The sequence below is a fragment of the Hydrogenophaga taeniospiralis CCUG 15921 genome, assembly GCF_001592305.1.
GTDB classification, from domain to species: Bacteria; Pseudomonadota; Gammaproteobacteria; order Burkholderiales; family Burkholderiaceae_C; genus Hydrogenophaga; species Hydrogenophaga taeniospiralis.
The window spans coordinates 15,595-39,924 of record NZ_BCWR01000023.1 but is presented as its reverse complement, the minus strand read 5'-3'; the positions used below and the strand labels follow the sequence as shown (position 1 = coordinate 39,924).

The window sequence follows — 24,330 nt, the reverse complement described above, 5'->3', positions numbered from 1 at the left end:
GTCATGAACGAAGCCGTGAGCGATTTCCGTTCGCTGCGCTACCGCAACGATTTCACCACCGCGGCCAAGCTGCGCCGGTTCGCGTGGGAAGTGGTCTGGCTGCTGGCCTTCCGGCCCACCCCCCGCTGGGCGCTGCATGGGTGGCGGCGCCAGTTGCTGCGCTGGTTCGGGGCCGAGGTGGGCACCGGTTGCCGGATCGCGCCGTCCTGCCGCGTCTGGGCACCCTGGAACCTGGTCATGGGCGAGTTCTCAGCGCTCGGCGATGGCGTGGACTGCTACAGCATGGGCCGCATCACCATCGGGTCGAAAGTCGCCGTCAGCCAGCGCTCCTTCCTGTGTGCCGGCTCGCACGACATCCGTTCCCTGTCCCGCCCCCTGACCACCCACCCCATCGTGATCCAGGACCACGTGTGGATCGCGGCCGAGAGCTTCGTCCACCCGAACGTGGTGATCCGCGAGGGCGCCGTCATCGGCGCGCGCTCCGTGGTGCTCAAGGACATGCCGGCCTGGTCCATCTGCGCCGGCAACCCCTGCCGAAGAATCAAAGCCCGTGATCTGAGGGAGCCCCATGTTTGACAAACTCGCCAAGGTGGCCGGCATCTTCAGCGAAGCCCTGCGCGACGCCGCCCTGTTCCTGCGCTTCAACTCGTACTCGCCGTTCGTGGACAAGTCCAAACGCGCGTTCTACAAAATCATCATCGAGGCCCACACGATCGAGAAGGGACTGTCCCTGCCCGATCCCAAGCTGCTGTTCGGCAAGGACAAGATCCGCTTTGTCATGGCCGCGCTCTCGCGCTACGACCTCCAGCACTCGCCGGTGCCCGCCCACATGTCGCTGGGTGCCCTGGATGCCTATGTGAACTTCCATGCGAGGGCGGGCAAGTCCGACCCCTTGCTCGACGAGATCGCGGGCTACCTGAAAACCTGGGAAGCCAAACTGCCCAAGCCCTGGAAGGGCGGCACGCGGGACTGCTCGTTCGATGGCCAGCCGCCCGGCAACCTGCAACACCTGCTGGCCAGCCGCTCGAGCATCCGGGCGCTGCGGCCCACGCCGCTGGACCCCGAGCAGATCCTGCAGGCGATCGCGCTCGCGCAGCTCGCGCCATCGCAGTGCAACCGCCAGTCCTCCCGGGTGCATGCCTACCAGGACCCCGCGCGCATCCAGGAACTGCTCGCCCTGCAGGGCGGTTCGCGCGGCTTTGCGGATTCGGTCGGCAACCTGTTCGTGGTGAGCTCGGAGATCTGCGCCTGGGGCGGGCCCGGGCAGCGCAACCAGGCCTATGTCGACGGCTCGCTGTTTGCCATGTGCCTGATGCTGGCCTGCCGCTCGATGGGCTGGGGCACCTGCCCGCTCAACCTGGCCATCGACCACAAGACCGAGTCCGCGATCCGCCGCGCCGGCGGCATACCGGCGGGCGAGCGGCTCATCATGATGATCGCCTTCGGTGAGCCCCTCGCACCCGAAACCCGGGTGGCTTTCTCGCCGCGCAGGCCCGCGGCGGAAATCGCCACCCTGCACGCGTGAGGAGATTCCGATGAGCATCACCGCGATCATCCTCACCTACAACGAGTCCCGCCACATCGCACGGGCCATCCGGTCCATCCAGGCGTTCACCGACCAGATCTGTGTGGTGGACTCCGGCTCCACCGATGGCACCGCCGAGATCGCGCGGCAATGGGGTGCCGAGGTCCACACGCACGCCTTCGTCAACCAGGCCAAGCAGTTTCAGTGGGCCCTCGACACGCTCGACATCCAGGGCCAGTGGGTGCTCCGCCTGGACGCCGACGAGGTCATCGAGCCCGACCTGGCCCGCGAGATCGCTGAGACGCTGCCCCAGCTGCCGGCCGACGTGGTGGGCGTCAACCTCAAGCGCAAGCACATCTTCATGGACCGCTGGGTGCGCCACGGCGGGCGTTACCCGCTGGTGATGCTGCGCCTCTGGCGCCACGGGCATGGCCGCGTGGAAGACCGCTGGATGGACGAGCACATGGTGGTCTGGGGCGGGTGCACCGTCACCTTCAACGGCGGCTTTGCCGACCACAACCTCAACGACCTGGGCTACTTCACCGACAAGCACAACAAGTACGCCACGCGCGAAGCCATCGAGGTGTTGAACCAGCGGCTCGGCCTGTTCGCCCGCGACGAAGCGCTCAACGCCCGCAGCGCCTCGCCCCAGGCCTCGTTCAAGCGCTGGGCCAAGGAGCGCGTCTACAACCGCATTCCCTTCACCGTGAGTGCCCCCCTGTATTTCCTCTGGCGCTACGTCTTCCAGCTGGGTTTCCTGGATGGCCGCAGCGGGCTGGTCTACCACTTCCTGCAGGGCTGCTGGTACCGCTTTCTGGTGGGCGCCCGGCTCATGGAGCTGGAGCGCGGCGTGGCCCACCTCCATGACAAGGCAGACATCTGCGCCGAACTGAGCCGGCTGACCGGGCACAAGCTGGTGGCGCAGAGCGAGGCCTTGGCGCCCCCTGAAGTCGGCGAAGACCGACTGGCACCCCGGATCTGATCCCGTTTTTTCAAGGAGGAATTTCATGCAGACCACCATCCATCCCCGAACCAGACGCCGAACCAAGGCCCCGACCACCTGGCTGGCCCTGGCGGCCATAGGCCTGGCCGCACCAGCATGTGGTGGTGGCGGCGGCGGCGGCGCTTCTCACGCCAGTGGACGGGCCATCTGCACCGACACCGCGACACCCGCGGGCGCCACACAGGTGGGCGCGCTTCAGCTCGTGATCCTGGACTGCCCGAAGCTCGCCGATGTGGACTTCACGGGAAAGGCCGACGCCCGCAAGTACTACAGCGGTCTGTACTTCACCAAGCCCCGACCCAGCAGTCTCTATGAGCAAGCCGACGATGGCTTGATCCTCAAGAAGGGCGGCGTGGTGGCCACCGTGAAAATGACCTCGCACCCCGGACTGTTCCCGCTGCTCAGCGGGTCACAGCCGTTCTACATCGAAGCCCAGGCCTCGACCTCGTCCAACGACCCCGACAACTTTCCGGCCATCTGGCTCATGCCGATCGAGCACAACCTCCGGCTGGAGGACGTGTACCCACCAGACCCCAAAGGATTCGAGCGCTGGCTGGAGCTGGACATCGACGAAGGCGGTTTCGGGCCCGGTGGACACCACACCGCCATTTCGTGGTCCGGCAAGTGGCCCAACTACCAGAAGCTCCAGAACCCCAACGCGACCTCGACGGTACCGCTGGACCGCACCCAGCCCAACGTCTTCGGCGTGTCGTACGACCCCGCCACCCTGACTGTCCGGTGGTGGATGAACGGGCAGCAAGTGCTGGAAGCGGGCCCCCCTTACGTGCCCGAGATCGCGCGCCGGCAGCACTTCTACCTGATCGTCTCCGCGCAGAGCCACCGCAACATCAGCGACTACCAGATGAAGTTCATGGGCGTTCGCGCCTTTGTGGGCGCCGCCGCCCGGGCCAACGCGAGCACGGCCAACCCCATGGCGGCTCTCCCACCGAAAGGCACACGATGAAGCTGCTTTTCTACGGCATCAATTTCGCCCCCGAACTCACCGGCATCGGCAAGTACACCGGCGAGATGGCGCAATGGCTGGCCCATGCAGGGCACGAGGTGCGCGTCATCACCGCGCCACCCTACTACCCTGCCTGGAAGGTGGGGGCCGGCTACAGCGCCCGCCAGTACCGCACCGAATCGTGGCAGGGCGTGCGGGTGATGCGCACGCCGCTGTGGGTGCCGCACCAGCCCGGCGGCCTCAAGCGCCTGCTGCACCTGGCCAGCTTCGCCCTGGGCAGCCTGCCGGTGCTGTGGGCCCAATGGCGCTGGAAACCCGACGTGGTGTGGGTGGTGGAGCCGCCCCTGATGTGCGCGCCCGCGGCGGTGGCGTTTGCCACCCTGCGGGGCGCCCGAAGCTGGCTGCACATTCAGGACTACGAGGTGGACGCCGCGTTCGATCTGGGCCTGATCAAGGGCCACACGCTGCGCCGCTGGGTGCAGCGGGCCGAGCGCTGGTTGATGCGCCGGTTCGACCGCGTCTCCACCATTTCCGGCCGCATGGTGGACCGCGCCCTGGCCAAGGGCGTGGCCACCGAGCGGGTGCTGCACTTTCCCAACTGGGTGGACATCAGCGGCATCACCCCGCTGACCGCGCCCAGCGACTACCGGGCCGAGCTGGGCCTGGCGCCGGACGCCGTGGTGGCCCTGTATTCCGGCAACATGGGCAACAAGCAGGGGCTGGAGATCCTCGCCGACGTGGCCCGCCTGCTGCAGGACGAGCCGCGCATCCAGCTGGTGCTGGGCGGCAACGGTTCGGGGCGAGCCGATCTGCAGGCGCGCTGCGCCGGCATGGCCAACGTGCGCTTTCTGGACCTGCAGCCGCTGGAGCGGCTCAACGACTGGCTGGGCCTGGCCGATGTGCACCTGCTGCCCCAGCGGGCCGATGCGGCCGATCTGGTGATGCCTTCCAAGCTCACCGGCATGTTGGCCAGCGGCCGCGCGGTGCTGGCCACCGCGATGCCGGGCACCGAGCTGTGCCGCGTCCTGACCCAGGACGCCGCCTGCGGCCTGGTGGTGCCACCGGAGAACCCGGTGGCCATGGCCGACGCGCTGCGTGCGCTGGCGGCCGACCCGGCGCGCCGCGCCACGCTGGGCGCCAACGGCCGGCGCCACGCCGAGGCCGAGCTGAGCCAGGACGTGATCCTGCGCCGCTTCGAGGCGCAGTTGATGGCCCTGGTGCAGGGGGAGCCAGCGTCCGGCGAGTTGCGCAGGGCGGTGGAACAACTGAAGTGAGGCGTTACATGATCGACCTGGCCCAACGTGACCAACGGCCGGTTTTTCATGGAAACTGGACCGAACGGGCTGGCCGTCGGGCCATGGCCCTGACCCTGCCAGGTCCAAGGGGTCATGCCACGGCGGTGCGGCGCGCAGCCGCAGGAGCAGCGCCGACCGCCAGGCGGCGGCCCGGCTGGCCACGCGGCTGCACGCGGGGTGGGCCTTCCGCTTCGCACACCGGCCCACTCGATGCGGGCCCCGTGGCGGCGAGGTGTCGGGCGGCACGAGCCCGCGGCGTCGGAACCCACGAACGGCGCCTGGCGCCGTGGGATCGCCCGTAATCAAAGGTAATTTTTTGGCCCCTTCAGGGCCAGAAAGGGGATGCGTTATGCGCCGGAAGGAATTCATCATGAAAAGCAGGCCATGGGCCTCTTGGGGCCTCGGGGTGATGGCGGCAGTCGCGGCCTGGCCGCTGCATGCGCAGACGGCCAGCACCGGCACGGCGGGCCAGCCCGGGGGGGCGGCGATGCAGATGGAGCCCGTGCGGTCGACGCCGACGCAGGCGCCGGTGAACGCCACGGCCGCCCAGCTCGTGCCGGCCAGCGCTTCGATGGGCTCGGAGGGCACGGTCGCCCCCCTGAACCCGCTGAGCGCAGCGGGCGCGGTGGGCGCGGACTACCGCATTGCGCCCAACGACCTGATGGAGTTCAACGTGTTCGGCGTGCCCGACATGAAGCGCGACGTGCGCGTGAACGCCTCGGGCCAGGTGTCGCTGCCGCTCATTGGCCCGGTGCAGGTGGCGGGGCTCACCTCACAGGCGGCCGAAGAACTGATCGCCACCAAGTACCGGGAGAAGTACCTGCGCGACCCGCAGGTGTCGCTCTTCATCAAGGAGTTCACCACGCAGCGTGTCGCCATCGAAGGCGCGGTGACCAAGCCGGGCATCTACCCGGTGACGGGGCAGCTCACACTGCTGCGCGCCCTGGCCCTGTCCGGCGGCTTCGCGCAGTACGCCAACATCAACCAGATCATGGTCTACCGCAACGGCCAAGGGGGCGAGCGTGAGCAATTCACCTACGACCTCGACAAGGTGCGCGCCGGCCAGGAGAAGGACCCGGACATCCGCTCGGACGACGTGATCGTGGTCCAGCGCAACGCCAGCCGTGCCGCCCTGAGGGACTCGCTCTTCCGCGACATCCTGGACACGCTCAACCCATTCCGCTGACGCGGCTTCAACCCCATGGCTACCACTGACCAACACCCATTGCCCGCCGTTCCCGGCCCCAGGGGCGCACTGGCCCTGCAAGGGGAAGGCACCCTGTCCACGCAGATGCTGGCCCGGGGCGAACCCCGGGCCCTGGCGGAGGACCGGATCGACCTCAAAGCCATCTGGCGCACGCTGACCAAACACAAATGGACCATCGTGGGCATCACCCTCCTGTGCACCCTGGCGGCCGGGGTGTACACGCTGCGCATCACGCCGCAGTACCAGAGCACGGTCCTGCTGCAGATCGACCGCGCGGCGCAAAAGGTGGTGGGCTTCAACACCGAGGTCGAGGTGGAAGAGGGGGGCACGGCATCCGACCAGCTGCAGCTGCGCACGCAGATCGAACTGCTCAAGAGCCGCAGCCTGGCCGAGCGGGTGATCGACGAAATGGGCCTGTACAAGCCCGGCGCATCCGCCCCGCCGCCCGACGAGGCCGCCGACACCGACGCGAACGACGCGGCGGCGCCGACCGGCAACGAACCGGTCGACAAGGCCTGGGGCCTGGCCCGGAAGTTGATGGGCAACCTGCGCACACTGTTCACCCCATCGCAGGCGGACCGCCGCACGCTCAGCCGGTCGGGCACCGTGGCGCAGTTCGAACACGCGATCTCCGTGGAGCCCATCCGCAACTCGCGCCTGGTCGAACTCCGGGTGCTCAACCCCGACCCGGAACTGGCCGCCGGCATCGCCAACACCCTGGCCAAGACCTTCATCGCCAGCAACATCGAGCGCAAGGTGGAATCGTCGATCTACGCCCGACAGTTTCTGGAGGAGCAGATCCGCCAGACCAAGGCCAAGCTGGAAGAGAGCGAGCGCGTCATCAACAACTACGCGAAGAAAAACGAGATCCTGAACCTGGGCGAAAAAGGCAGCGCGGCCACCCAGACCTTCGTGGACTTTTCCGCTGCACTGGCCAAGGCGGAGCAGGACCGCATCAAGGCCGAGACGCTGTACAACCAGGTGAAGCTCAACCCCGAGAGCGCGCCCCAGGCGGTGGTCAACGAGGCCATCCGCGCCTACAAGGAGCAACGCGCCCGGCTGGAGGCCGAATACGCCCGGGACCTGGCCATCTACAAACCCGACTACCCCGCCATGGTGCAGGCGCGGGCCCAGATCGCCGAGCTGGAGGGGCGCATCAAGACCGAGGTGAACAACATCCTGGCCAGCATCCAGGGGCAGTACCTGTCCGCCCGCAAGGCAGAGGACGAGCTCCGGGCCAAGGTGGCCAGCAGCCGCAGCGAGGTGCTCACCGTGCAGGACCGCAGTGTGGACATGAACCTGCTGAGCCGCGAGCTGGACACCAACCGGCAGGTGTACGACAGCCTGCTACAGCGCCTGAAACAGGTGAGCGTGACGGCGGGCATCACCACCAACAACGTGAGCATCGTGGACGAGGCCACGGTGCCGCTGTTCCCGGCCAAGCCCAACCTGAAGGTCAACATCGGTCTGGGCGTGATGCTGGGCCTGTTCCTGGGCATGCTGGCGGCCTTGCTGCGCGAGCAGCTGGACGATTCCGTGAAACACGCCAACGAGATCGAAACCCAGTACCACCTGCCCCTGCTGGGCCTGATCCCGTTCACCCGGCCCGACAGGGGCCACAAGGGACCCGTGGCCCTGCTGGCGCACCACGATCCGCGCAGCACCTTTGCCGAGGCCTACCGCTCCATGCGCACGGCACTCCAGTTCAGCACGGCCGACGGCGCACCCCAGCGCTTCATGGTGACGAGCTGCGGCAAGGGCGAGGGCAAGACCACCACGGCGCTCGCGCTGGCCATCAACTTCGCCCAGCTGGGCCAGAAGGTCCTGTTGATCGACGCCGACATGCGCAAGGGCTGGGTGCACCAGATGCTTCAGGTGTCCAACGAGCGCGGCCTGTCCAACCTGCTGAGCGGGGACCGCAGCAGCGACGCGCTGATCCAGGAAACCACCGTCGCCAACCTGGGCGTGATCACCGCAGGCCCGGTGCCACCCGACCCGGTGGAACTGCTGATGGGCCCCCGGCTGGGCCTGCTGCTGGAGAAGGCTCAGGCCATGGGCTACCAGCAGATCGTGATCGACGGGCCGCCGCTGCTGGGCATCGCCGACGCCATCGTGCTGGGCAACCAGATCCAGCACATCGTGTTTTCCGTGAAGGCCGGCGGCACGCGCAAGGACAGCATCCGGGACGCGCTGCGCCGCCTGCGCAACGCGGGCCTGGTCCCCATGGGCATGGTGCTCACTCACGCTCGCAACGAGCACACCAGCGACTACGCCTACGCGGCCTACTACGGCTATGGCTACGGCGACGGCTACACACCACCCCGCGCCGCCCGGCCGGCCCCGGCGCCCAGCCCGAACAAGCCGCCCGTTCCGCTGCCGAGCGGCACCCGGATCGAGCCCACACTGGACCCGTCGGGCGCCTAGGATGAAACACCCCCCGCGCCGCTTCGCGTGCCTTGCAGGCCGCGGCATCGTCGGAGCCGATGCCTCTTCGTCCCGTCCAAGCCTGCGCAGGCAGGCTTGGAGCCGCGGTCCTCAGCCCCCCTCAAGGGGGGCGGCACTGGCCGTCCGGCAAAGCCGGCCCGGCGGTGCCTCTGGGTGGCGTTGTTTCATGCGTCGCGGGTGGCGCTCCGGCGCCGTGGATAACTGACATGAAACACGCCCGCCGCCCTTCGCACGATCCGCATGACCCCGATCGACCGGAGCCGCCTGCCGACCGCGCTGCTGGACTTTGAGCGTTCGCCCGGGCGCTACCGGGTGGTGCTGCGCGAGCCGCGCGCGCTGTTCGAGCACATCGGCAGCGTGATGCAGATCGCCGCCGGGCGCCCGGTGGAGGGCTTGCCCGCCGAACCCGCGAACGCGCCGGCGCTGCGCCGTGCGGCGCGCTTTTTCGTGCGCACGGTGATGCTGCGCCCGGGCTCGGACCCCTTGACCCTGCTGGGCCTGCACCCGGGCTTCGAGCCGGCGCAATTGCGCGAGCACTACCGGCTGATGATCCGCCTGACGCACCCGGACTTCGACGCCGCGGGCGAAGGCTGGCCTGCCGACGCCGCCACGAGGGTCAACCTGGCCAACGACCGCCTCTCCTCGCCGGAGAAGCGGGCGCAGCACGCCCTTGCGTGGCACACCCCGGCCGGCGATGTACCCGCGGCCATCGCGGGCGCGCCAAGGCGCCCGCAGCCCCTGCTGCCCCAACCGGCACGCCCCAGGCCCACCTTCGCGCACGACGAAACGCGCGCGGGCTGGCGCTCTCTTCGGGCCAGGCTGGCACTGGCCGGCATGGGTGCCGTGTTCATGGCGGGCGCGTTCCTGCTGGTCGACCCGATGGACAACGAGGGTGCTCTGGTGGTGCGCCGTGCCCCACCGGTGCAAGCCCCGGTGTTGCCGCCCTCGCCCGAGCCAGGCACGCCCTCGCCCGAGGACGCCGCACCGTTGCAGGATGCGGCCCGCGTGCCGGAGGCGCCGCGGCCATGATCGATCTGCACTGCCACATCCTGCCGGGCATCGACGACGGGGCGAAGACGCTGGACGAGTCGCTGGCGATGGCGCGCATCGCCGTGGCCGACGGCATCCACACCCTGGCCTGCACGCCGCACATCTACCCCGGCCTGTACATGAACGACGGCCCGGGCATCGCGCACGCCCGCGCCCGCCTGCAGGCGGCGCTGGACCAGCAGGGCATTGCGCTGAAACTGGTGGTGGGGGCGGACGTGCACCTGGTGCCGGGCCTGATCGACGGGCTACGGAGCGGGCAGGTGCCGACGCTGAACGGCTCGCGGTATTTCTTGCTGGAGCCTTCGCACACCACACCGCCGCCACGGCTGGAGGCCTCGGTGTTCAACCTGATCGTGGCGGGCTACACACCCATCATCACGCACCCGGAGCGGCTGACCTGGGTGGAGAGCCACTACCCGGTGTTCCAGCGGCTGATCGCGCAGGGTGCCTGGATGCAGGTGACGGCCGGTGCGCTGACGGGCGTCTTTGGCCAGCGCGCGCGGTACTGGGGCGAGCGCTTCATTGGCGAAGGCCACACCCACCTGCTGGCCAGCGACGCGCACTCCACCGGCCGGCGCCTGCCGCGACTGACCGAGGGGCTGGAAGTGGCACGTCGCCTGGTGGGCGACAGGGAAGCGAGCCGCCTGGTGACCGAGCGGCCGGCGGCGGTGTTGGCCAACCTGCCACCGCCGGGCTTTGGGCTGCCCCCCAAAGATGCGGATCAGGCAACGGGTCGGCCTTCGATGATCCGCCAATGGTTCTCAATGCGGCACCCGGCGCCCTGAGCAGCCGGGCCCGCCGCCACACGGTGGGCTGCGCGCGGCCTCAGCGCGGCCACAACACCCACAGCTGCAGCGGCTGCTTGAGCGCGGCGGCCGTGGTGTAGGCCGGGTCGGTCCAGCCGCCCCAGCCGGTGAACAGGTCGGCGCGCACCGCGCCCACGATAGCGCCGCCCGTGTCCTGCGCCAGCACCAGTTTCTGCTGGCTCAGTGTGGGGCCCTGCGTGGCCAGCCACACCGGCGTGCCGTAGGGGATGCTCTGCGGGTCGACCGCGATCGAGCGGCCCGGCGTGAGCGGCACGCCCTGCGCGCCGCGCGGGCCAAAGCGCGCGTCCAGCTCCGAGAGTTTTTCCTCGCGGAAGAACACGGTGCGCGGGTTGCTCCAGAGCATGTCATTGAGGCGCTGCGGGTTGCGCGCCGCCCAGGCCTTGATCGCTTCCCACGAGGCCTCGCTGATCGCGCGCTGGTCGAGCAGCCAGCGCCCCACGCTCTGGTAGGGGTGGCCGTTGTGCGCGGCGAAGGCCACGCGCACCTGGCGCTGGCTGCCGTCGGGCTCGCTCACGTTGAGCCGGCCCGAGCCCTGGATCTGCAGGATCAGCGCGTCAATGGGGTCGGCCAGCCAGGCGATGGCCTTGCCCTGCAGCGCGGCCCGGGCCGCGGGCAGGGTGTCGATCTCCTGCCGGCTGTACCAGGGCTGGCCCGGGCGCAGGCCGTCGGGCGGGCCGTACAGCGGCGTGCGGTGGGTGGCGGTGGGCACGCGGCTGGCGGGCAGGATGGGTTCGTAATAACCGGTGAGCAGGCCCTGGGACAGGCTGCCGTCGGGCTCGCTCACGCGGTAGGGCTGGAAGCGGCGCACGACCCAGGCCTGCTGCTCGGCGGGCGTGGCGATGGAGAGCTGGCGCACCTCGCCGCACAGCGCGGTGTGGCCGCTGACCGGCCGCTCGCAGCCGCGCACCCAGGCGTTCCAGGCCTCGTGCAGTTGGTCCTGGCCCCAGCCGGGCAGCTCGGCCCAGCGCACCGGGGTCCAACGGCTCTTGCCCCGCTGCTGCGCTGGCGGCAGCGGGTCGTTGTCGGTGAGGGGCGCTGGAGCCCTCGGCGCCGGGGTGGGATAGGGATAGGGGTCGATGGCGCAGGCGCCCAGGCTTCCTACAATCAGGGCCCACGCGGCCATCCGCAAACCCCGCGCTGCAGAGGCACGGCGCCCCCGCGGCGCTGCCGGCACCGGGCCCATCCACGAACCGTCGATCGCCGTCATGACCTTGTTGTTGCTGGAAGCCCTGGGCGCCCTGGTGTTGCTGGTGTTCATTGTGTGGTGGACCATGTTTTCAGGGCGCGAGAAGGGTGAACTGCCCGATCGGACCCGCAACGGGCCGGACGACGACGGCACACCAAAATCCTGAGCGCCGGCCGGGCGCGAGGCCGCTCAAGGCTGGCGCAGCGCATTGGCCAGTTCCACGGCCGATTTCACGCCCATTTTGTCGAACACACGCGAGCGGTGCACCTCCACCGTGCGCACGCTGATGTGGAGCTGATCGGCCACCAGCTTGTTGGGCAGGCCGGCGATCACCAGGTGCATCACGTCGCGCTCGCGATCGGTCAGGCCGGCCAGCCGCCGCTGCAGCTCGCGCTGGGCGCGGCGTGCGGCCAGCACCTGGGCCGAGCGGTGCAGCGCCTGCTCGACACGGTCGACCAGGGCGTTGTCGGAGAACGGCTTTTCGCAGAAATCGAAGGCGCCGCGTTTGACCGCGTCGACCGCGGTGGCCACATCGGCGTGGCCCGAGAGAAAGATCACCGGCAGCGCGGCCTGCCAGGGCAGGGTCAGCAGGTGTTCGAACAGCGCCAGCCCGCTGGTGCCGGGCATGCGCACATCGAGCAGCACACAGCAGGGATCGCCCGGCGCATCGGTCCAGCCCGCGATCTCGGCCAGGAAGGCGTCAGCGCTGTCAAAGCCCTCGCTGAGCAGCCGCCGCGTCCGCAGCAGCCAGGCCAGCGCTTCGCGCACGCCCGCATCGTCGTCGACGAGAAAGACCTTGGCGTCGGGGTACTGGGTCATGGGCGGATGATAGTGGAGGCTTTGCGCGCTCAGGCGGCCGGCAGGGTGAACCGGAACACCGTGCCGCGCGGCAACGCCGGCTCGTGGGTCAGTGCGCCGCCGTGCTGCTCGATCACGGTGCGGCACAGCGAAAGACCCAGGCCCATGCCTTCGGCCTTGGTGGTGAAGAAGGGGGTGAAGAGCTTGTCGCGCACCTCCGCGCTCAGCCCCTGCCCGTGGTCGGTCACGGCGAACTCGACCCAGCCCTTGCGCGGCGGATCGCCCGCGCCCTGGCCCGCGTGCAGGCGCGACTGGCTCACCGCCAGGGTGAGCACGCGCAGCCCCGAGCCCGGTGTCGGGTCGCCGTTGGGCATGGCCTGCACGCCGTTGCGCGCCAGGTTGAGCAGCACCTGTTCGACCATGGTGCGGTCGCACAACACCGGCGGGCAGCCGGGGGCCACGAGGGTCCGCACGCGGATGCCCTGCTTCTTGGCCTGCAGGCCGAGCAGGGGCAGGATGGCCTCGATCAGGCTGGCGGGCGCCACGGCTTCGCGCACCTGCTCGCGCCGGCGCACGAAGTCGGCCACGCTCTTGATGACGCGCCCGGCGCGTTCGGCCTGTTCGCTGATGCGCCGCATGGCCTGCTGGAGGTCGCCCTGGGGCAGGTGCTGCCCCGGGCCCAGGGGTTCATCGAGCAGGTTGAGCGTGCCGCTGGCGTAGCTGGCGATGGCCGCCAGCGGCTGGTTGAGCTCGTGGCTCAGCAATGAGGCCATCTCGCCCACGGTGGCCAGCCGGGCCGTGGCCTGCAGGCGCTCTTGCGAGGCGCGGTTGAGTTCTTCGATGCGGCGCTGCTCACTCAGGTCGAGGATGGCGCTCATGAAGCCGGTCTGCGTGCCTTGCGCGTCGATCAGCGGCGCTTCGATGATGAGCACCGGAAAGCGGGTGCCGTCGCTGCGCTGGAACACCGACTCGTAGCCTTCGCGCGGCAGCACCTGGCCGGCCAGCCGCACCGCCTGGCGCTGCTGGTATTCGTCCACCAGCTCGGGCGGCCACCAGGGCGCGGGCAGGCCCGAGCCGATGAGCTGCTCGGCGCTGAACCCCACCATCTGGCAGAACGCCGGGTTGACGTAGGTGATGCGGCTGTCCATGTCGCGCGCGCGCAGCCCGGTGACCAGCGAGTTCTCCATCGCCTTGCGAAAGGCCAGGGCCTGCGCCAGTTCGAGCTCGGCGCGCTGGCGGCGCCGGATGTCGCGCCCCAGCAGCGCCAGCACCGCCAGCAGGGCCAGCGAAAGCACGCCCACGACGGCGGTCAGCACGTTGGGAAACAGGCCGAACGGCCCCTTGCCGCCCAGGCGCGGACTCTCCAGCCGCAGCATGAGCGTGTGGCCGGGCAGATCAAGCAGGGTGCTGGCCTGCAGGGTGCGGCGGTTGCTCGGCGCGCTGCTGTGCAGGGCCAGTCGGGTGCCGTCGGGTTCGGTGAAAGCCAGGCCGCGGCCTCGCAACAGGTCCTTGTTGGTGAGTTCGGCGAGCAGGCCCGGCAGCGAGTAGGTGGCCACCAGGAAGCCGGCCGGCACGCCGGTGCGCACCACCGGCAGGCACATCTCCATCAGCTCCTGCCCCTGGCCACCGCTCATGGGCCAGAAGTAGCTGGGCGAAAACGACGGCCCCGAGACGCGCTGCGCGCTGTCGCAGGCCTGCCGCAGGTCGGGCAGGGCCTGCTCCCGGTGGAGGTAGCCAAACAGATCCGGCAGGTAGGGCGTGTCGCGGTGGGTGATGAGCCGGTAGGCGCTGTCGCGCCACTCCAGGCGCACGATCTCGCGGTGCTGGCCCAGCAGCTCGGCCGCCGGCCCGGCCCAGGAGTTGGGCGTGGGCGCCACGCTGTGCAGCGACTGCAGGGTCTGCACGTTGCGCACCAGGGCGCTGCGGATGTCGCTGGCCATCGCCACGGCATCGGCCTCCAGCGCGGCCTGGTCGCGCCCCTCTTCGTACTCGGCCGCCAGGAACACCAGCACGCCCAGCAAGAGCAGCACCAGCAGCAGCAAGGCCCCCCAGAGCATCCAGCGGCGCGAGCGCAGCAGGTGGTGCGCCCGCGGTTGGGATGGAGCCACTGCGGTCACGAACAGGCGAGGCGGTGGAGCGAGCGGCCCAGGCCACCACGGAACCGGCTCCGCCGGGCCGCAGGTGGCGCCCCCCAGTGGGGGGTGACGCGCCGTTGGGCGCGGCGCAGGGGGTGGTTCACGCGCCGGGCCGCCCCAAGCTTGAACCGCGCCCCCGTGGGGGGCAGCGACCCGCGCAGCGGCGGAGCGTGGGGGCCCAGTCTCATAATCTGCGGTGCTGCAGCGCCGGCAACTGCTGGCGCACGTTTTGCAGGCGCTCCATGTCCAGCTCGGCGAGCACCACACCGGAGCCCTCGGCCTGCATGGCCATGACCTCGCCCCAGGGGTCGATCACCATGCTGTGGCCCCAGGTACGGCGGCCGTTTTCGTGCAGCCCGCCCTGGGCGCTGGCGATCACGTAGGCCTGGTTTTCGATCGCGCGGGCGCGCAGCAGCACCTCCCAGTGGGCCTGGCCGGTGGTGTGGGTGAAAGCCGCGGGGACCAGCAGCAGGTCGGCCGCGAGCATGCGGTAGAGCTCGCCAAAGCGCAGGTCGTAGCAGACGCTCTGCCCGACGCGCCAGCCCTGGCCGTCGCGCGCCTTGCACTCGAACACGGTGGGCGTCTCGCCTGCGACCAGCACGGAGGCTTCGTCGTAACTCTCGCGGCCGTTGTCGTAGCGGAACAGGTGGATCTTGTCGTAGCGGCTGATGTTTTCGCCGCGCGGGGTGTAGGCCAGCGAGGCGTTGGCCGCGTGTGTGGGGTCATCGGTGGCCATGGGCAGCGTGCCGCCGACGATCCACATCTTCAGGTCGCGCGCGGCGTCGGACAGGAAGTCCTGCACCGTGCCCAGCCCCGGGGTCTCGGCGATCAGGAGCTTGTCGGCGTCCTGGTGGCCCATGAAGCAGAAGTACTCGGGCAACACGGCCAGCTCGGCCCCGTCGTGCGCGGCCTGGCGCAACAGGCGCAGGGCTTCGCTGAGGTTGGCGTCCAGGCTGATGCCCGAGACCATTTGGATGGCGGCGACTTTCATGACAGCTCCTGTGGGGTGGGCCAAAGGCCGCTCCCGGGGTGGAAACACAGCTTAACGCAGAGCAACAACCGGGACAGCCTATTCGCTTTTGGGCGCCACGGCAGCGACCCCGATTTTTTCGACCTGGGGGTCGGCCCAGCTGCCGGTGATGTGGAACTGCTGGGTGGTGGCGCTCTGCAGCGGCTGGCGCAGCAGGAACTGGGCCAGGAAGGTGCCCAGGCCCACGGCGGGGTTGATGGCGGTGGCGATCAGGGCGGCGGTGCCGGCGTTGATCTCGGGCACCACCACCACCTTGAGGTCCTGCTGTTCGCGCGCGATGTCGGCGCTGCCCTCCATCAGCACGGCGGCGTTCACGCCCTTCATCTGCAGGTTGTTGGTGTGCACCACGCCCTGCTCGATGCGCGCGTCGCCGCGCACGAAATCGAACGCGAATCCGTTGGAGAACACGTCGCGGAAATCCAGCACCAGACGCCGGGGCAGGGCCTGCAGGCTGAGCACGCCCAGCAGCTTGGCCGCCCCGGGCTCGACCTTGAGGAACTGACCGCGCTCGATGTCGACCTTGAGCTGGCCGGCCAGGCTGGCGTAGTCCATGGCCAGCGGCGAGCCCCGCCAGCCAATGTTGCCTTCGATGCGGCCCTTGCCATTGCTCACCACGCCCTCGCGGCCGAAGCGGGCCAGCAGCAGGCCGGAGTCGTTGATGTCGAGCGTGAAACTCAGGGCGGTGCGCCGCTGACCGCCCGGGCTGGCGCCATCGGGCGCCCAGTTGCCGGTGGCGCTCAGGCGCGCTTCGGGCACGTTGAGCTCCAGCCGGTTCAGCCGCCATTCGCTCACGCGGGTGGGGCCGGCGCGGTTCACGGCGTTGATCTCGACCCGGCCCAGGCGCCGGTTGGACAGCACCAGGTCTTCGACCGCGATGTCCAGCGCGGGCACGCTGCTGGGCTGCTGCAGGATCTGCTCCACGTCCTTGGCGGCCGAGGGCGCCAGGTTCAGCCGCGCCAGCCGCGCGTAGACGCTGCCGGCGGCCGGGCCGCTGGGCTGGCCGTATTCGACGTAGCCATTGAGTTCCTCGGCATCGATGTTGGCGCGCCACTGGGTGCCCTCGCGCGAGCCTCCGACCACCACCCGGTTGAAGCTGCGCCCGTCGACGGTGATGCGGTCAGCGCGCACCGCCAGGGTGGTGGGCAGGTAGGACAGGCTGGCGCCCGAGGCCGGCGCGGTGGACGCCGCGGACGTGGTGGGTGCGGTGGCCGTCCCGGTGGCGCTGGAGAACACGCGTTCCCAGTCGTCCACGTTGATCTGGCCGACCTGGATGTTGGCCAGCACCCCGTCGGCGGGCATGGGCGCCGACTCGCCGGCGCCCAGACCCAGGGCCACGCTGCCGCGCAGCACACGCGGCTCGGCGCCGACGATGTCACGCTCGTAGCGCAGCGCGGCCAGCGGGGTCTGCTCGGGGCCGAGCAGGACCGTCAGGCGGTCGCTGCGGGCCACTTCGCCGCTGGCGTCGGCCGCCGTGGACAGCACGGTGTTCTCGTAGCGCAGCGGCAGGCTGTCGGCCGCGGCCTTGGCCAGCGGCGCGGGCAGGTTCAGTGCCAGCCCCTGCAGGCTGCTGTTGACCACCAGCTCGGGCACTCCGGCGCGAAAGCCGAGCTGCGCGGTGTAGGCGGCCGTGCCGCTGGCGTGGGCAAAGAGGCGCGAGACGAAGCCCAGATCGGCGTCGCGCAGGCCCTCGGCCCGCGCCGTGCCCTGGCCCCGGAACTGGATGCGCGCCACGCCCTGGGCGTCGGGCTGCATGCCGCCGCTGAAGCGCAGTTCACCGCCGTAGAGCTGGGCCTGGGCGTCGCTCACACCAAACCCTTTTTCGCTGAAGCTCAGGCTGCCCTTGGTGCCGGCCAGCAGCGGGGCCTCGGGGCTGATGTGCACGTCGTTGCCGTCAAAGCGCACCGTGCCCCCGACGGTGGTGGCGTCCAGTTGCTCGAACGGCAGGCTCAGGCGGAACTGCGCACTGGCCGGCCCGGTCATGCGGGCCCGCGCCAGGGCTTCGCCGGTCATGCGGTTGAGCGGCGAGTTGCGCACGAAGCCCAGCATCTCGGTCGCGGGTCCACGCGCGTCGGCGCTCACCACCAGGGTGGCGTGGTCGACCAGGTTGGCCACTTCGATCCTGGCCTGGCTCAGGCGCACCTGGGGCGCGCCGTCCAGCCCCGCGTCCAGCCCGCTCAGGTGCAGCGAGGCACGGTCCAGCAGCAGGTCGCCGTTGAGGCCTTTGAGCATGGGCCAGGGCGCGTCGCCCGGTTCCTGCAGGAAGGTGGGCACGTAGGCGAAGTCCACCGCCTGCAGGTGGGCCGCGATGCGGAAGTCGCCGCTGGTGCCGGGCGTGTCGAAGGGCATGTCGTACATGTCGCCCTTGATCTGGAAGTCCACCTTGTCGGACCGGCCCGAGCGCACCGCCTCGCGCACATAGCGCCGCACCTCGGCCGACACCGTCAGCGGCAGGTAGCGGTGCACGCGGTCGGCGCTGGCGCGGGTCAGCGTGGCGTTCACGTCGAGCACGCCGGGGAAGCGGGAACGCGAGGCGCTGCGCTGGGGGTCGCTGGTCTGCCAGCGGGCCTGGCCCGTGCCTTCGGCATCGGCGTTGGCCAGGCGCACGTTGTCCAGTTGGGCCTCGATGCGCTCGCCGTCCAGGCGCCAGAGCGCGTCGGCCTCGAAGCGCGTGAGCGGCAGCACCGGGTCCTCGAACACGTCGGGCAATTCGAGGGCGCCGTTGGCCACCGTCAGGTGCGCGCGCCCGCCTGCCTGATTGAGGTCGAAGTCCACCGTGGCACCCGCGATGCCGGGCCGCCCGGGCAGGGGGTAGCGGCCCGAGGCCGAGGTCTTGCCGCTGGGCTGGCCGGACAGCGCCAGGCCCACCACGCGGCCCTTGGCCTGGTAGGTGTCGACGCTCCAGTCGATGCCCTCGGCGGGTGTCTCGGCGTTCACCACGGCGGCGCCCGGCGCCCGCGCGGCGGCGGACGGTGGCAGGCCCTGCCACCGGGCCGTCAGGCCATCGACGCGACCAGCCGGTTTCAGGCTGGTCAGCAGCGCGGGCGTTCCACCGGGCAGCGGCAGCCGGCTGGCCAGCGCGGACAGCGGCGCGAGTTCGATGCCGTCGGCGCTGAGTTCGGTGTGGGCCACGCGCTGGCCCTGGCGCGCGGTGTGCTCCAGCCGCAGGCGCCCGCCGGGCCAGACCTCGCCCGCGCGGGTGCGAAAGCGCAGGTTGTCGGTGGTGAAAGAGAACCCCGCGTCGCTCCATTGCGAGGCCAGGCGACCGCTGAGTTCGTCCAGCGCCAGCGGGGGCAGGTCCGGGCCCAGGCGGGACTCCACGTCCCGCAGCGCCAGGTCGGCGGTGACGCCGGCCACCTGCCCCCGTTTCACGTCGGCCCAGGCGCGCACCGCGCCCTGGCCCGCGCGCACCTCGACGCCCCAGTCGGACAGGTCCACATAGGCCCGCAGGCGCGACACGTCCATGCGGGTGAAGTCGGCGAACAGCTCGCCGTCCCAGCGCTGCCAGCGCGCCTGGCCCTCGGCCTTGCGGCCCAAGTCGAGCAGAGGCTCGCGCAAGCTGGCACGCAGGCTCAGGCGCTCGCCCCACTCGGACGGCGGTGTGGCGTCGAGCCGGAACTGGTGGTTGCGCGCCTGGTTGCGCGCCACGAAATCCAGCGCGCCCAGCTGCAGCGGCGGTTGGCCACGCAGGTCGTCGGTCCAGCGCACGGTGCCGTTCTGGATCACGAACTCGGGCTGGGAAAAAAACCAGTCAGAGGCCGAGTGGTCACCGCTGTCCGGCCTGGTCAGGTCCAGCCCGGCCACCTCGATGTGGCCCTGCGTGGTGCGCCGCACGTCGAGCACCGGCGAGGCGATCACCACCTGCTCGAAGCCCAGCCGCCACAGCGAGCGGACCGACAGCGCGGTGCGCACGCTCGGCAGGTGCAGGGCTTCGCGCCCGGCGGCGTCGAACAGCCGCACGTCGCTCAGCTCGAAGGTGGGCACCAGGGCGGGCAGGAAATCGGGCAGCCAGTCGTGCCCCGCCGATCCGGCCTCGGCCCGGATCGCCCCCACGCGCACGGTTACCCCTACGGTGGTGCTGGCCCAGCGTTCCAGGTCGGGACGCCACTCGCCGATTCGCGGCACAATCCACAGATGCAGCACGCCCAGGGTGAGTGCGAACAGGCCCCAGACGGCCAGCACCAGCCAGAGCAGCAGCCGCGTTGCCACGGAAAGTGTCTTGAGGGATCGCGTGAAGGGTGCACGCACAGGAGATTCGGCGGCATCTGCCGGGCTTTGATGGTTCATGTCCACTGCAAATTATGACGGCCAGCCACACCAAGGGTTCCGCAGTCCAGGAATCCGCTTTGTCAATGAATGTGATACCCCCGTCCCCCAACCACCCGCCCCTGACACCCGCTGACCGGATCGCCGAACACTCGCGTTTCGTGCAGCGCGTGCGCCGCCGCTACACCGAGGAACTCGCCTGCCTGCCGCCCGGCGCACCGGTGCACGCCAGCATGCAGGCCTGCCTGGCCGAGCTGCGCGCCCGCGGCCTGGCCCTGCCTGCGGCGCTGCGGGTGCTGCGCCAGCTGGTGCTCGAGCGCCTGGTGGTGCTGGACTGCGAACAGGACGCGCCGCTGGCCGTGGTCACACGCGCGGTCACCGAGCTGGCCGAACTCGCGCTCGACGCGGCCTGCACGCTGGCCTGGAGCGAGCTCGACGAGCTGTTCGGCGCCCCCCAGTACCTCGGCCCCGACGGCCAGCCCCAGCGGGCCCGGATGTGGGTCATCGGCATGGGCAAGCTGGGCGCGCGCGAGCTCAACGTGTCGAGCGACATCGACCTGATCTACGTCTACGACCACGACGGCGAGACCGCCGGCAACGCCCAGGGCCGCAACCGCATCAGCAACCACGAGTACTTCGGCAAGGCGGTCAAACACATCTACAACACCGTGGGCGAAGCGACCGAACACGGCAACGTGTTCCGTGTCGACCTGGCGCTGCGGCCCAACGGCAACTCGGGGCCGAGCGCGGTTTCGCTGGGCGCGCTGGAGGAGTATTTCCTGGTGCAGGGCCGCGAGTGGGAACGCTTCGCCTGGCTCAAAAGCCGCGTGATCGCCCCGGCCGCCAGCATCGCCGACAAGAGCGCCAGCGCGCTGCGCGGCGCGGTGCTGCCCTTCGTGTTCCGCAAATACCTGGACTACAACGTCTTCGACTCCCTGCGCACGCTGCACCGCCAGATCCGCGAGCACGCGGCCAAGCGCGCCGCCGGCAACCCCGGCCGCGCCAACGACGTGAAGCTCTCGCGCGGCGGCATCCGCGAGATCGAATTCACCGTGCAGCTGCTGCAGGTGGTGCGCGGCGGCCAGTTTCCCGAGCTGCGCACCCGCCCCACGCTGGACGCGCTCACGCGCCTGTGCCGCGCCGGCCTCATGCCCCAGGCCAACGCCGACGCGCTGGCGCGGGCCTACGGCTTTCTGCGCCGGGTCGAGCACCGCATCCAGTACCTAGACGACCAGCAGACCCACGTGATGCCCACGCGCGACGACGACCTGAACTGGCTCGCCGCCACCATGGGCCACGCCAACGTCTGCGACTTCCTGCACACCCTGGACGCACACCGCGAGCTGGTGGCGCAGGAGTTCGACACCCTGCTCGGCGGCCCCACCCACGGGGGCTGCAACGGCAAGGGCTGCAACGGCCGGAACGGAAAGCCGGGCGCCAACGGCCAGCCCCGCGGCACGACCGACGACCTGCAGTCGGTGCTGGCCCAGCTGCCCGAGGCCTTCGCCGCCAAGGTGGCGCAATGGAGCGGGCACCCGCGTGTGCTGGCGCTGCGCGAAGACGCGCGCGCGCGCCTGGTGCGGCTGGTGCAGCGCACCGGCGCCTGGCTCGAACAGGGGCGCGTGAGCGAAGAAGCCGCCCTGCGCCTGGCCGACTGGATCGAACCCCTGCTGCGGCGCGAAAGCTACCTCGCGCTGCTGCAGGAGCGCCCCTCGGTGCACGAGCGCCTGCTGCGCCTCATGGGGGCGGCCAAGTGGCCCGCGCGCTACCTGCTCCAGCACCCGGGCGTGATCGACGAACTGGCCAGCCAGCAACTGCTGGCCGAGCGCTTCGACGCCGTGCAGTTCGAGGCTGAACTTGAGGCCCGGCGCGCCGCGCTGCACTCCACCGGCGAAGACGACGAAGAGGCCCTGCTCAACCTGCTGCGCCGCGCGCACCACGCCGAGGTGTTCCGCACCCTGGCGCGCGACGTGGAAAAGGTGCTCACCGTGGAGCAGGTGGCCGACGACCTCTCGGCCCTGGCCGACACCATGCTGCGCTTGACGGCGCGCTGGTGCTGGGCGCGGCTGAAGAACCGCCACCGCGAAGAGCCTGGTTTCGCCATCATTGGCTACGGCAAGCTCGGCGGCAAGGAGCTGGGCTACGGCAGCGACCTCGACATCGTGTTCGTCTACGAAGACGAGGACGAGCGCGCCCCCGAAATCTACGGCGCCTTCGTGCGCAAGATGATCAACTGGATGACGGTGAAGACCGGCGAGGGCGACCTGTTCGAGATCGACACCGCGCTGCGGCCCAACGGCAACTCCGGCATGCTCGTGACCAGCTTCAACGCCTACGCCAACTACCAGCAGCAGCGCGGCAGCAACACCGCCTGGACCTGGGAACACCAGGCGATGACGCGGGCGCGGTTTGTCATGTCTGGAAGTGAAGAAACCCCCACGCTCCCCGCTACGCGTGGTTCGCTACCCCCCGAGGGGGCTGGCCCCGCCTTGGGGCGGCCCGACGACGGGGCCGTGACCGCTTCCCTTCGCGAGCGCTTCGACGCCGTGCGTGAGGCGGTGATCACGTCGGAGCGCGATCCCCAGGCGCTGGCCGCGGAGATCGTGGCCATGCGCGAGAAGGTGCGTGCCGCCCACCCCGTGCGCGGCACGCGGTTCGACGTCAAGCACAGCCCGGGCGGCATGGTGGATGTGGAGTTCGCCGTGCAGTACCTGGTGCTGTCGCAGTCGCGCACCCACCCCGAGCTGCGCGCCAACAGCGGCAACATCGACCTGCTGCTGCGCGCCGAACGCGCCGGCCTGCTCGCGCCCGGCATGGGCGAGGCGGCCTCGCGCGCCTACCGCGAGCTGCGCCAGATCCAGCACCGTGCGCGGCTGGACGAAGCGCCGACCCAGGTCGATGCCGAGCTGGTGGAACCCCAGGCCGCGGCCGTGCGCGCGCTGTGGCAGCACGTGCTGGGCTCGCGCATGGCGGCATGAAGCCCTCGCGCAGCTGGCTGGTGCTCTGCGCGGTGCATGGTGTGGCCAGCATGCTGCTGTGGTGGGCCCGCCCGGGCGCCGTCGACTCCCTCACCTGGCACGCCCACGACTGGTTGCAGCAGCCCTGGACGCTGTGGACCAGCGCCTGGGTGCACATGAACACCCCGCACCTGATCGGCAACCAACTCGCGCTGGGCGCGCTGGCCGCTTTTGCCTGGGTGATCCGACCCTCGCTGGCCTGCACCTGGGCCTGGCTGCTGGCCTGGCCGCTGATGCAAGGCTCGCTGCTGCTGTGGCCGCAGATCGGTTACGCCGTGGGCCTGTCGGGCCTGCTGCACGCCGGGGCCATGGTGCTGGCCATGCAGCTGATCCAGAAGCGTATCCCCGTGCCCAAGGCGCGGCGCTGGGGCGGACTGCTGGCGCTGGGTCTGCTGGTGAAGCTGACACTGGAGCAGGGCTGGTCGAACCCGGTGGTCTGGGACCCGGGCAACGAGATGTCGGTGGTGCAGGCCGCCCACCTGGCGGGCACGCTGTGGGGCCTGGTGTTGGGGCTGATGCTGGGCTGGCTGCCCCGCGGCACGGCCAGCGCCCCGGCGCCTTCACTGCCCGCGCATTGAGGCGCCAGCGCACCAAGCTCCAACCCAGAACACGGCGGAACCGGCTCTGCCGGGCCGCTCGTGTTGCCCCCTTGAGGGGGTCGCGCGCAGCGCGGCGGGGGTGTTCATCTCGGGGTGGCCCCTCCTCACACCAGCGACTTGCGGAACCGGTTGAGCTCCTGCACCGTCTTGAAACTCTGCTCCATTAGCAGGCTCATGTTGTGCAGGATGCGCTCGACCACGCGGCTTTCCCACACCGCGTCGAAATCGATCTGCTTGTCCAGCCAGTGTTCGAGCCACTCGGGGTTGGGCAGGCGGCTCTGGATGGTGTCCTGGGGAAATAGCGCCTTGTTCACGTGCAGGTTGGTCGGGTGCAGCGCCTGCGCGGTGCGCCGCGCGCTGGCCATGAGCACACCCACCTTGGCGAACGCGCTGCGCGCCTCGTCGCCGAAGTTGCCGATGGCGCGTTTCATGTAGCGCAGGTAGGCGCCGCCGTGGCGCGCTTCGTCCTGGCTCAGGGTGGCGTAGATCTTCTTGATCACGGGCTCGGTGTGCCACTCGCTGGCGCGGCGGTACCAGTGGTTGAGGCGGATTTCGCCGCAGAAATGCAGCATCAGCGTCTCCAGCGGCGGGGCCGGGTCGAACTCGAAGCGGACGTCGTGCAGCTCCTGCTCGGTGGGCACGAGCTCGGGCCGGAAGCGGCGCAGGTATTCCATCAGCACCAGGGAATGTTTCTGTTCCTCGAAGAACCAGATCGACATGAAGGCCGAGAAGTCGGAATCGTCGCGGTTGTCGCGCAGGAACATCTCGGTGGCCGGCAGCGCCGCCCACTCGGTGATGGCGTTCATCTTGATGGTCTGGGCCTGCTCGTCGCTGAGCGCGCCGGCCTGGAACGTTTCCCAGGGAATGTCTTTGCCCATGTCCCAGCGGACGGACTCCAGCTGCTTGAAGAGTTCGGGGTAAAGCATGCGCGTCCTCGGTGGCAAAAAATCAGTTTACGGCCGGCACAAGACCGTTGTTTGACAAAG

General features: G+C 70.1%; 18 protein-coding genes. 12 read left to right on the top strand and 6 right to left on the bottom strand.

Annotation, left to right across the window (positions count from 1 at the left end; all coding sequences use genetic code 11):
* Positions 1 to 3: 3 nt before the first annotated feature.
* The 9 genes from HTA01S_RS23085 to HTA01S_RS23045 all read left to right on the top strand — a co-directional run bounded on the left by HTA01S_RS23085 (position 4) and on the right by HTA01S_RS23045 (position 10,274).
* Positions 4 to 576, top strand: a complete 573-nt coding sequence (locus tag HTA01S_RS23085; RefSeq protein WP_068175844.1) for an LbetaH domain-containing protein — start codon at positions 4 to 6, stop codon at positions 574 to 576.
* A complete protein-coding gene (locus HTA01S_RS23080) occupies positions 569 to 1,525 on the top strand; it encodes a nitroreductase family protein (protein WP_068175841.1) in 957 nt (318 codons plus the stop codon). Before HTA01S_RS23085 ends, HTA01S_RS23080 begins: the two co-directional genes overlap by 8 nt.
* A 10-nt stretch (positions 1,526 to 1,535) precedes the next feature.
* On the top strand, positions 1,536 to 2,507 hold the full coding sequence (locus HTA01S_RS23075) for a glycosyltransferase family 2 protein (RefSeq protein WP_068175836.1): 972 nt from the start codon (positions 1,536 to 1,538) through the stop codon (positions 2,505 to 2,507).
* A 25-nt stretch (positions 2,508 to 2,532) separates the two neighbouring features.
* A complete protein-coding gene (locus HTA01S_RS23070) occupies positions 2,533 to 3,492 on the top strand; it encodes a LamG domain-containing protein (protein ID WP_068175833.1) in 960 nt (319 codons plus the stop codon).
* Entirely contained in the window at positions 3,489 to 4,766 is a 1,278-nt protein-coding gene (locus tag HTA01S_RS23065) for a glycosyltransferase WbuB (protein ID WP_068175831.1), read from the top strand. Before HTA01S_RS23070 ends, HTA01S_RS23065 begins: the two co-directional genes overlap by 4 nt.
* 391 nt (positions 4,767 to 5,157) lie before the next feature.
* Entirely contained in the window at positions 5,158 to 5,973 is an 816-nt protein-coding gene (locus HTA01S_RS23060) for a polysaccharide biosynthesis/export family protein (RefSeq protein WP_169804805.1), read from the top strand.
* 15 nt (positions 5,974 to 5,988) lie between these two features.
* Positions 5,989 to 8,418: a GumC family protein gene (locus HTA01S_RS23055; RefSeq protein WP_084236516.1), complete on the top strand. Its 2,430-nt coding sequence runs from the start codon at positions 5,989 to 5,991 to the stop codon at positions 8,416 to 8,418.
* A gap of 261 nt (positions 8,419 to 8,679) precedes the next feature.
* On the top strand, positions 8,680 to 9,468 hold the full coding sequence (locus HTA01S_RS23050; protein WP_068175822.1) for a J domain-containing protein: 789 nt from the start codon (positions 8,680 to 8,682) through the stop codon (positions 9,466 to 9,468).
* The gene (locus HTA01S_RS23045; protein WP_068175819.1) at positions 9,465 to 10,274 is read left to right on the top strand and encodes a tyrosine-protein phosphatase; all 810 of its coding nucleotides are present in this window, start codon (positions 9,465 to 9,467) and stop codon (positions 10,272 to 10,274) included. The genes HTA01S_RS23050 and HTA01S_RS23045 overlap by 4 nt, the downstream gene beginning before the upstream one ends.
* Before the next feature lie 40 nt (positions 10,275 to 10,314).
* On the opposite strand, the gene mltA is transcribed toward HTA01S_RS23045, so the two are convergent.
* A complete protein-coding gene (gene mltA, locus HTA01S_RS23040) occupies positions 10,315 to 11,589 on the bottom strand; it encodes a murein transglycosylase A (protein ID WP_068175817.1) in 1,275 nt (424 codons plus the stop codon).
* Between mltA and HTA01S_RS25600 the strand changes: the two genes are divergently transcribed.
* Positions 11,522 to 11,668 (top strand): hypothetical protein, encoded by a 147-nt coding sequence (locus HTA01S_RS25600; RefSeq protein WP_169804804.1) that lies wholly within the window; start codon positions 11,522 to 11,524, stop codon positions 11,666 to 11,668. The two genes, mltA and HTA01S_RS25600, sit on opposite strands and share 68 nt — an antisense overlap.
* 23 nt (positions 11,669 to 11,691) lie before the next feature.
* On the opposite strand, the gene HTA01S_RS23035 is transcribed toward HTA01S_RS25600, so the two are convergent.
* The 4 genes from HTA01S_RS23035 to HTA01S_RS23020 form a co-directional block, all read right to left on the bottom strand.
* Entirely contained in the window at positions 11,692 to 12,321 is a 630-nt protein-coding gene (locus HTA01S_RS23035; protein WP_068175813.1) for a response regulator transcription factor, read from the bottom strand.
* A gap of 29 nt (positions 12,322 to 12,350) precedes the next feature.
* Positions 12,351 to 14,357, bottom strand: coding sequence for a two-component system sensor histidine kinase NtrB (locus tag HTA01S_RS23030; protein WP_068175812.1), 2,007 nt, complete (start codon positions 14,355 to 14,357; stop codon positions 12,351 to 12,353).
* A 262-nt stretch (positions 14,358 to 14,619) separates the two neighbouring features.
* On the bottom strand, positions 14,620 to 15,426 hold the full coding sequence (locus HTA01S_RS23025; protein WP_068175808.1) for a carbon-nitrogen hydrolase family protein: 807 nt from the start codon (positions 15,424 to 15,426) through the stop codon (positions 14,620 to 14,622).
* Positions 15,427 to 15,504: 78 nt separating this feature from the next.
* On the bottom strand, positions 15,505 to 19,671 hold the full coding sequence (locus HTA01S_RS23020; protein WP_245638184.1) for a YhdP family protein: 4,167 nt from the start codon (positions 19,669 to 19,671) through the stop codon (positions 15,505 to 15,507).
* A gap of 143 nt (positions 19,672 to 19,814) precedes the next feature.
* On the opposite strand from HTA01S_RS23020, the gene glnE reads away from it, so the two are divergent.
* On the top strand, positions 19,815 to 22,706 hold the full coding sequence (gene glnE / locus HTA01S_RS23015; protein ID WP_068175800.1) for a bifunctional [glutamate--ammonia ligase]-adenylyl-L-tyrosine phosphorylase/[glutamate--ammonia-ligase] adenylyltransferase: 2,892 nt from the start codon (positions 19,815 to 19,817) through the stop codon (positions 22,704 to 22,706).
* Positions 22,703 to 23,323, top strand: a complete 621-nt coding sequence (locus HTA01S_RS23010; protein ID WP_068175797.1) for a rhomboid family intramembrane serine protease — start codon at positions 22,703 to 22,705, stop codon at positions 23,321 to 23,323. The genes glnE and HTA01S_RS23010 overlap by 4 nt, the downstream gene beginning before the upstream one ends.
* 125 nt (positions 23,324 to 23,448) lie before the next feature.
* Here HTA01S_RS23010 and HTA01S_RS23005 read toward each other — a convergent pair whose 3' ends face one another.
* On the bottom strand, positions 23,449 to 24,270 hold the full coding sequence (locus tag HTA01S_RS23005) for a ferritin family protein (RefSeq protein WP_068175794.1): 822 nt from the start codon (positions 24,268 to 24,270) through the stop codon (positions 23,449 to 23,451).
* Positions 24,271 to 24,330: the final 60 nt, after the last annotated feature.

Coding starts and splice junctions, on each gene's coding strand:
- HTA01S_RS23080 (WP_068175841.1), top strand. CDS start 569: ATGTTTGACAAACTCGCCAAGGTGGCCGGCATCTTCAGCGAAGCCCTG.
- HTA01S_RS23065 (WP_068175831.1), top strand. CDS start 3,489: ATGAAGCTGCTTTTCTACGGCATCAATTTCGCCCCCGAACTCACCGGC.
- glnE (WP_068175800.1), top strand. CDS start 19,815: ATGAATGTGATACCCCCGTCCCCCAACCACCCGCCCCTGACACCCGCT.
- HTA01S_RS23030 (WP_068175812.1), bottom strand. CDS start 14,357: ATGCTCTGGGGGGCCTTGCTGCTGCTGGTGCTGCTCTTGCTGGGCGTG.
- HTA01S_RS23085 (WP_068175844.1), top strand. CDS start 4: ATGAACGAAGCCGTGAGCGATTTCCGTTCGCTGCGCTACCGCAACGAT.
- HTA01S_RS23045 (WP_068175819.1), top strand. CDS start 9,465: ATGATCGATCTGCACTGCCACATCCTGCCGGGCATCGACGACGGGGCG.
- HTA01S_RS23005 (WP_068175794.1), bottom strand. CDS start 24,270: ATGCTTTACCCCGAACTCTTCAAGCAGCTGGAGTCCGTCCGCTGGGAC.
- HTA01S_RS23060 (WP_169804805.1), top strand. CDS start 5,158: ATGAAAAGCAGGCCATGGGCCTCTTGGGGCCTCGGGGTGATGGCGGCA.
- HTA01S_RS23055 (WP_084236516.1), top strand. CDS start 5,989: ATGGCTACCACTGACCAACACCCATTGCCCGCCGTTCCCGGCCCCAGG.
- HTA01S_RS25600 (WP_169804804.1), top strand. CDS start 11,522: ATGACCTTGTTGTTGCTGGAAGCCCTGGGCGCCCTGGTGTTGCTGGTG.
- HTA01S_RS23070 (WP_068175833.1), top strand. CDS start 2,533: ATGCAGACCACCATCCATCCCCGAACCAGACGCCGAACCAAGGCCCCG.
- HTA01S_RS23035 (WP_068175813.1), bottom strand. CDS start 12,321: ATGACCCAGTACCCCGACGCCAAGGTCTTTCTCGTCGACGACGATGCG.
- HTA01S_RS23075 (WP_068175836.1), top strand. CDS start 1,536: ATGAGCATCACCGCGATCATCCTCACCTACAACGAGTCCCGCCACATC.
- HTA01S_RS23010 (WP_068175797.1), top strand. CDS start 22,703: ATGAAGCCCTCGCGCAGCTGGCTGGTGCTCTGCGCGGTGCATGGTGTG.
- HTA01S_RS23025 (WP_068175808.1), bottom strand. CDS start 15,426: ATGAAAGTCGCCGCCATCCAAATGGTCTCGGGCATCAGCCTGGACGCC.
- mltA (WP_068175817.1), bottom strand. CDS start 11,589: ATGGTCCACCACACAATGAACACCAGCAACACCAGGGCGCCCAGGGCT.
- HTA01S_RS23050 (WP_068175822.1), top strand. CDS start 8,680: ATGACCCCGATCGACCGGAGCCGCCTGCCGACCGCGCTGCTGGACTTT.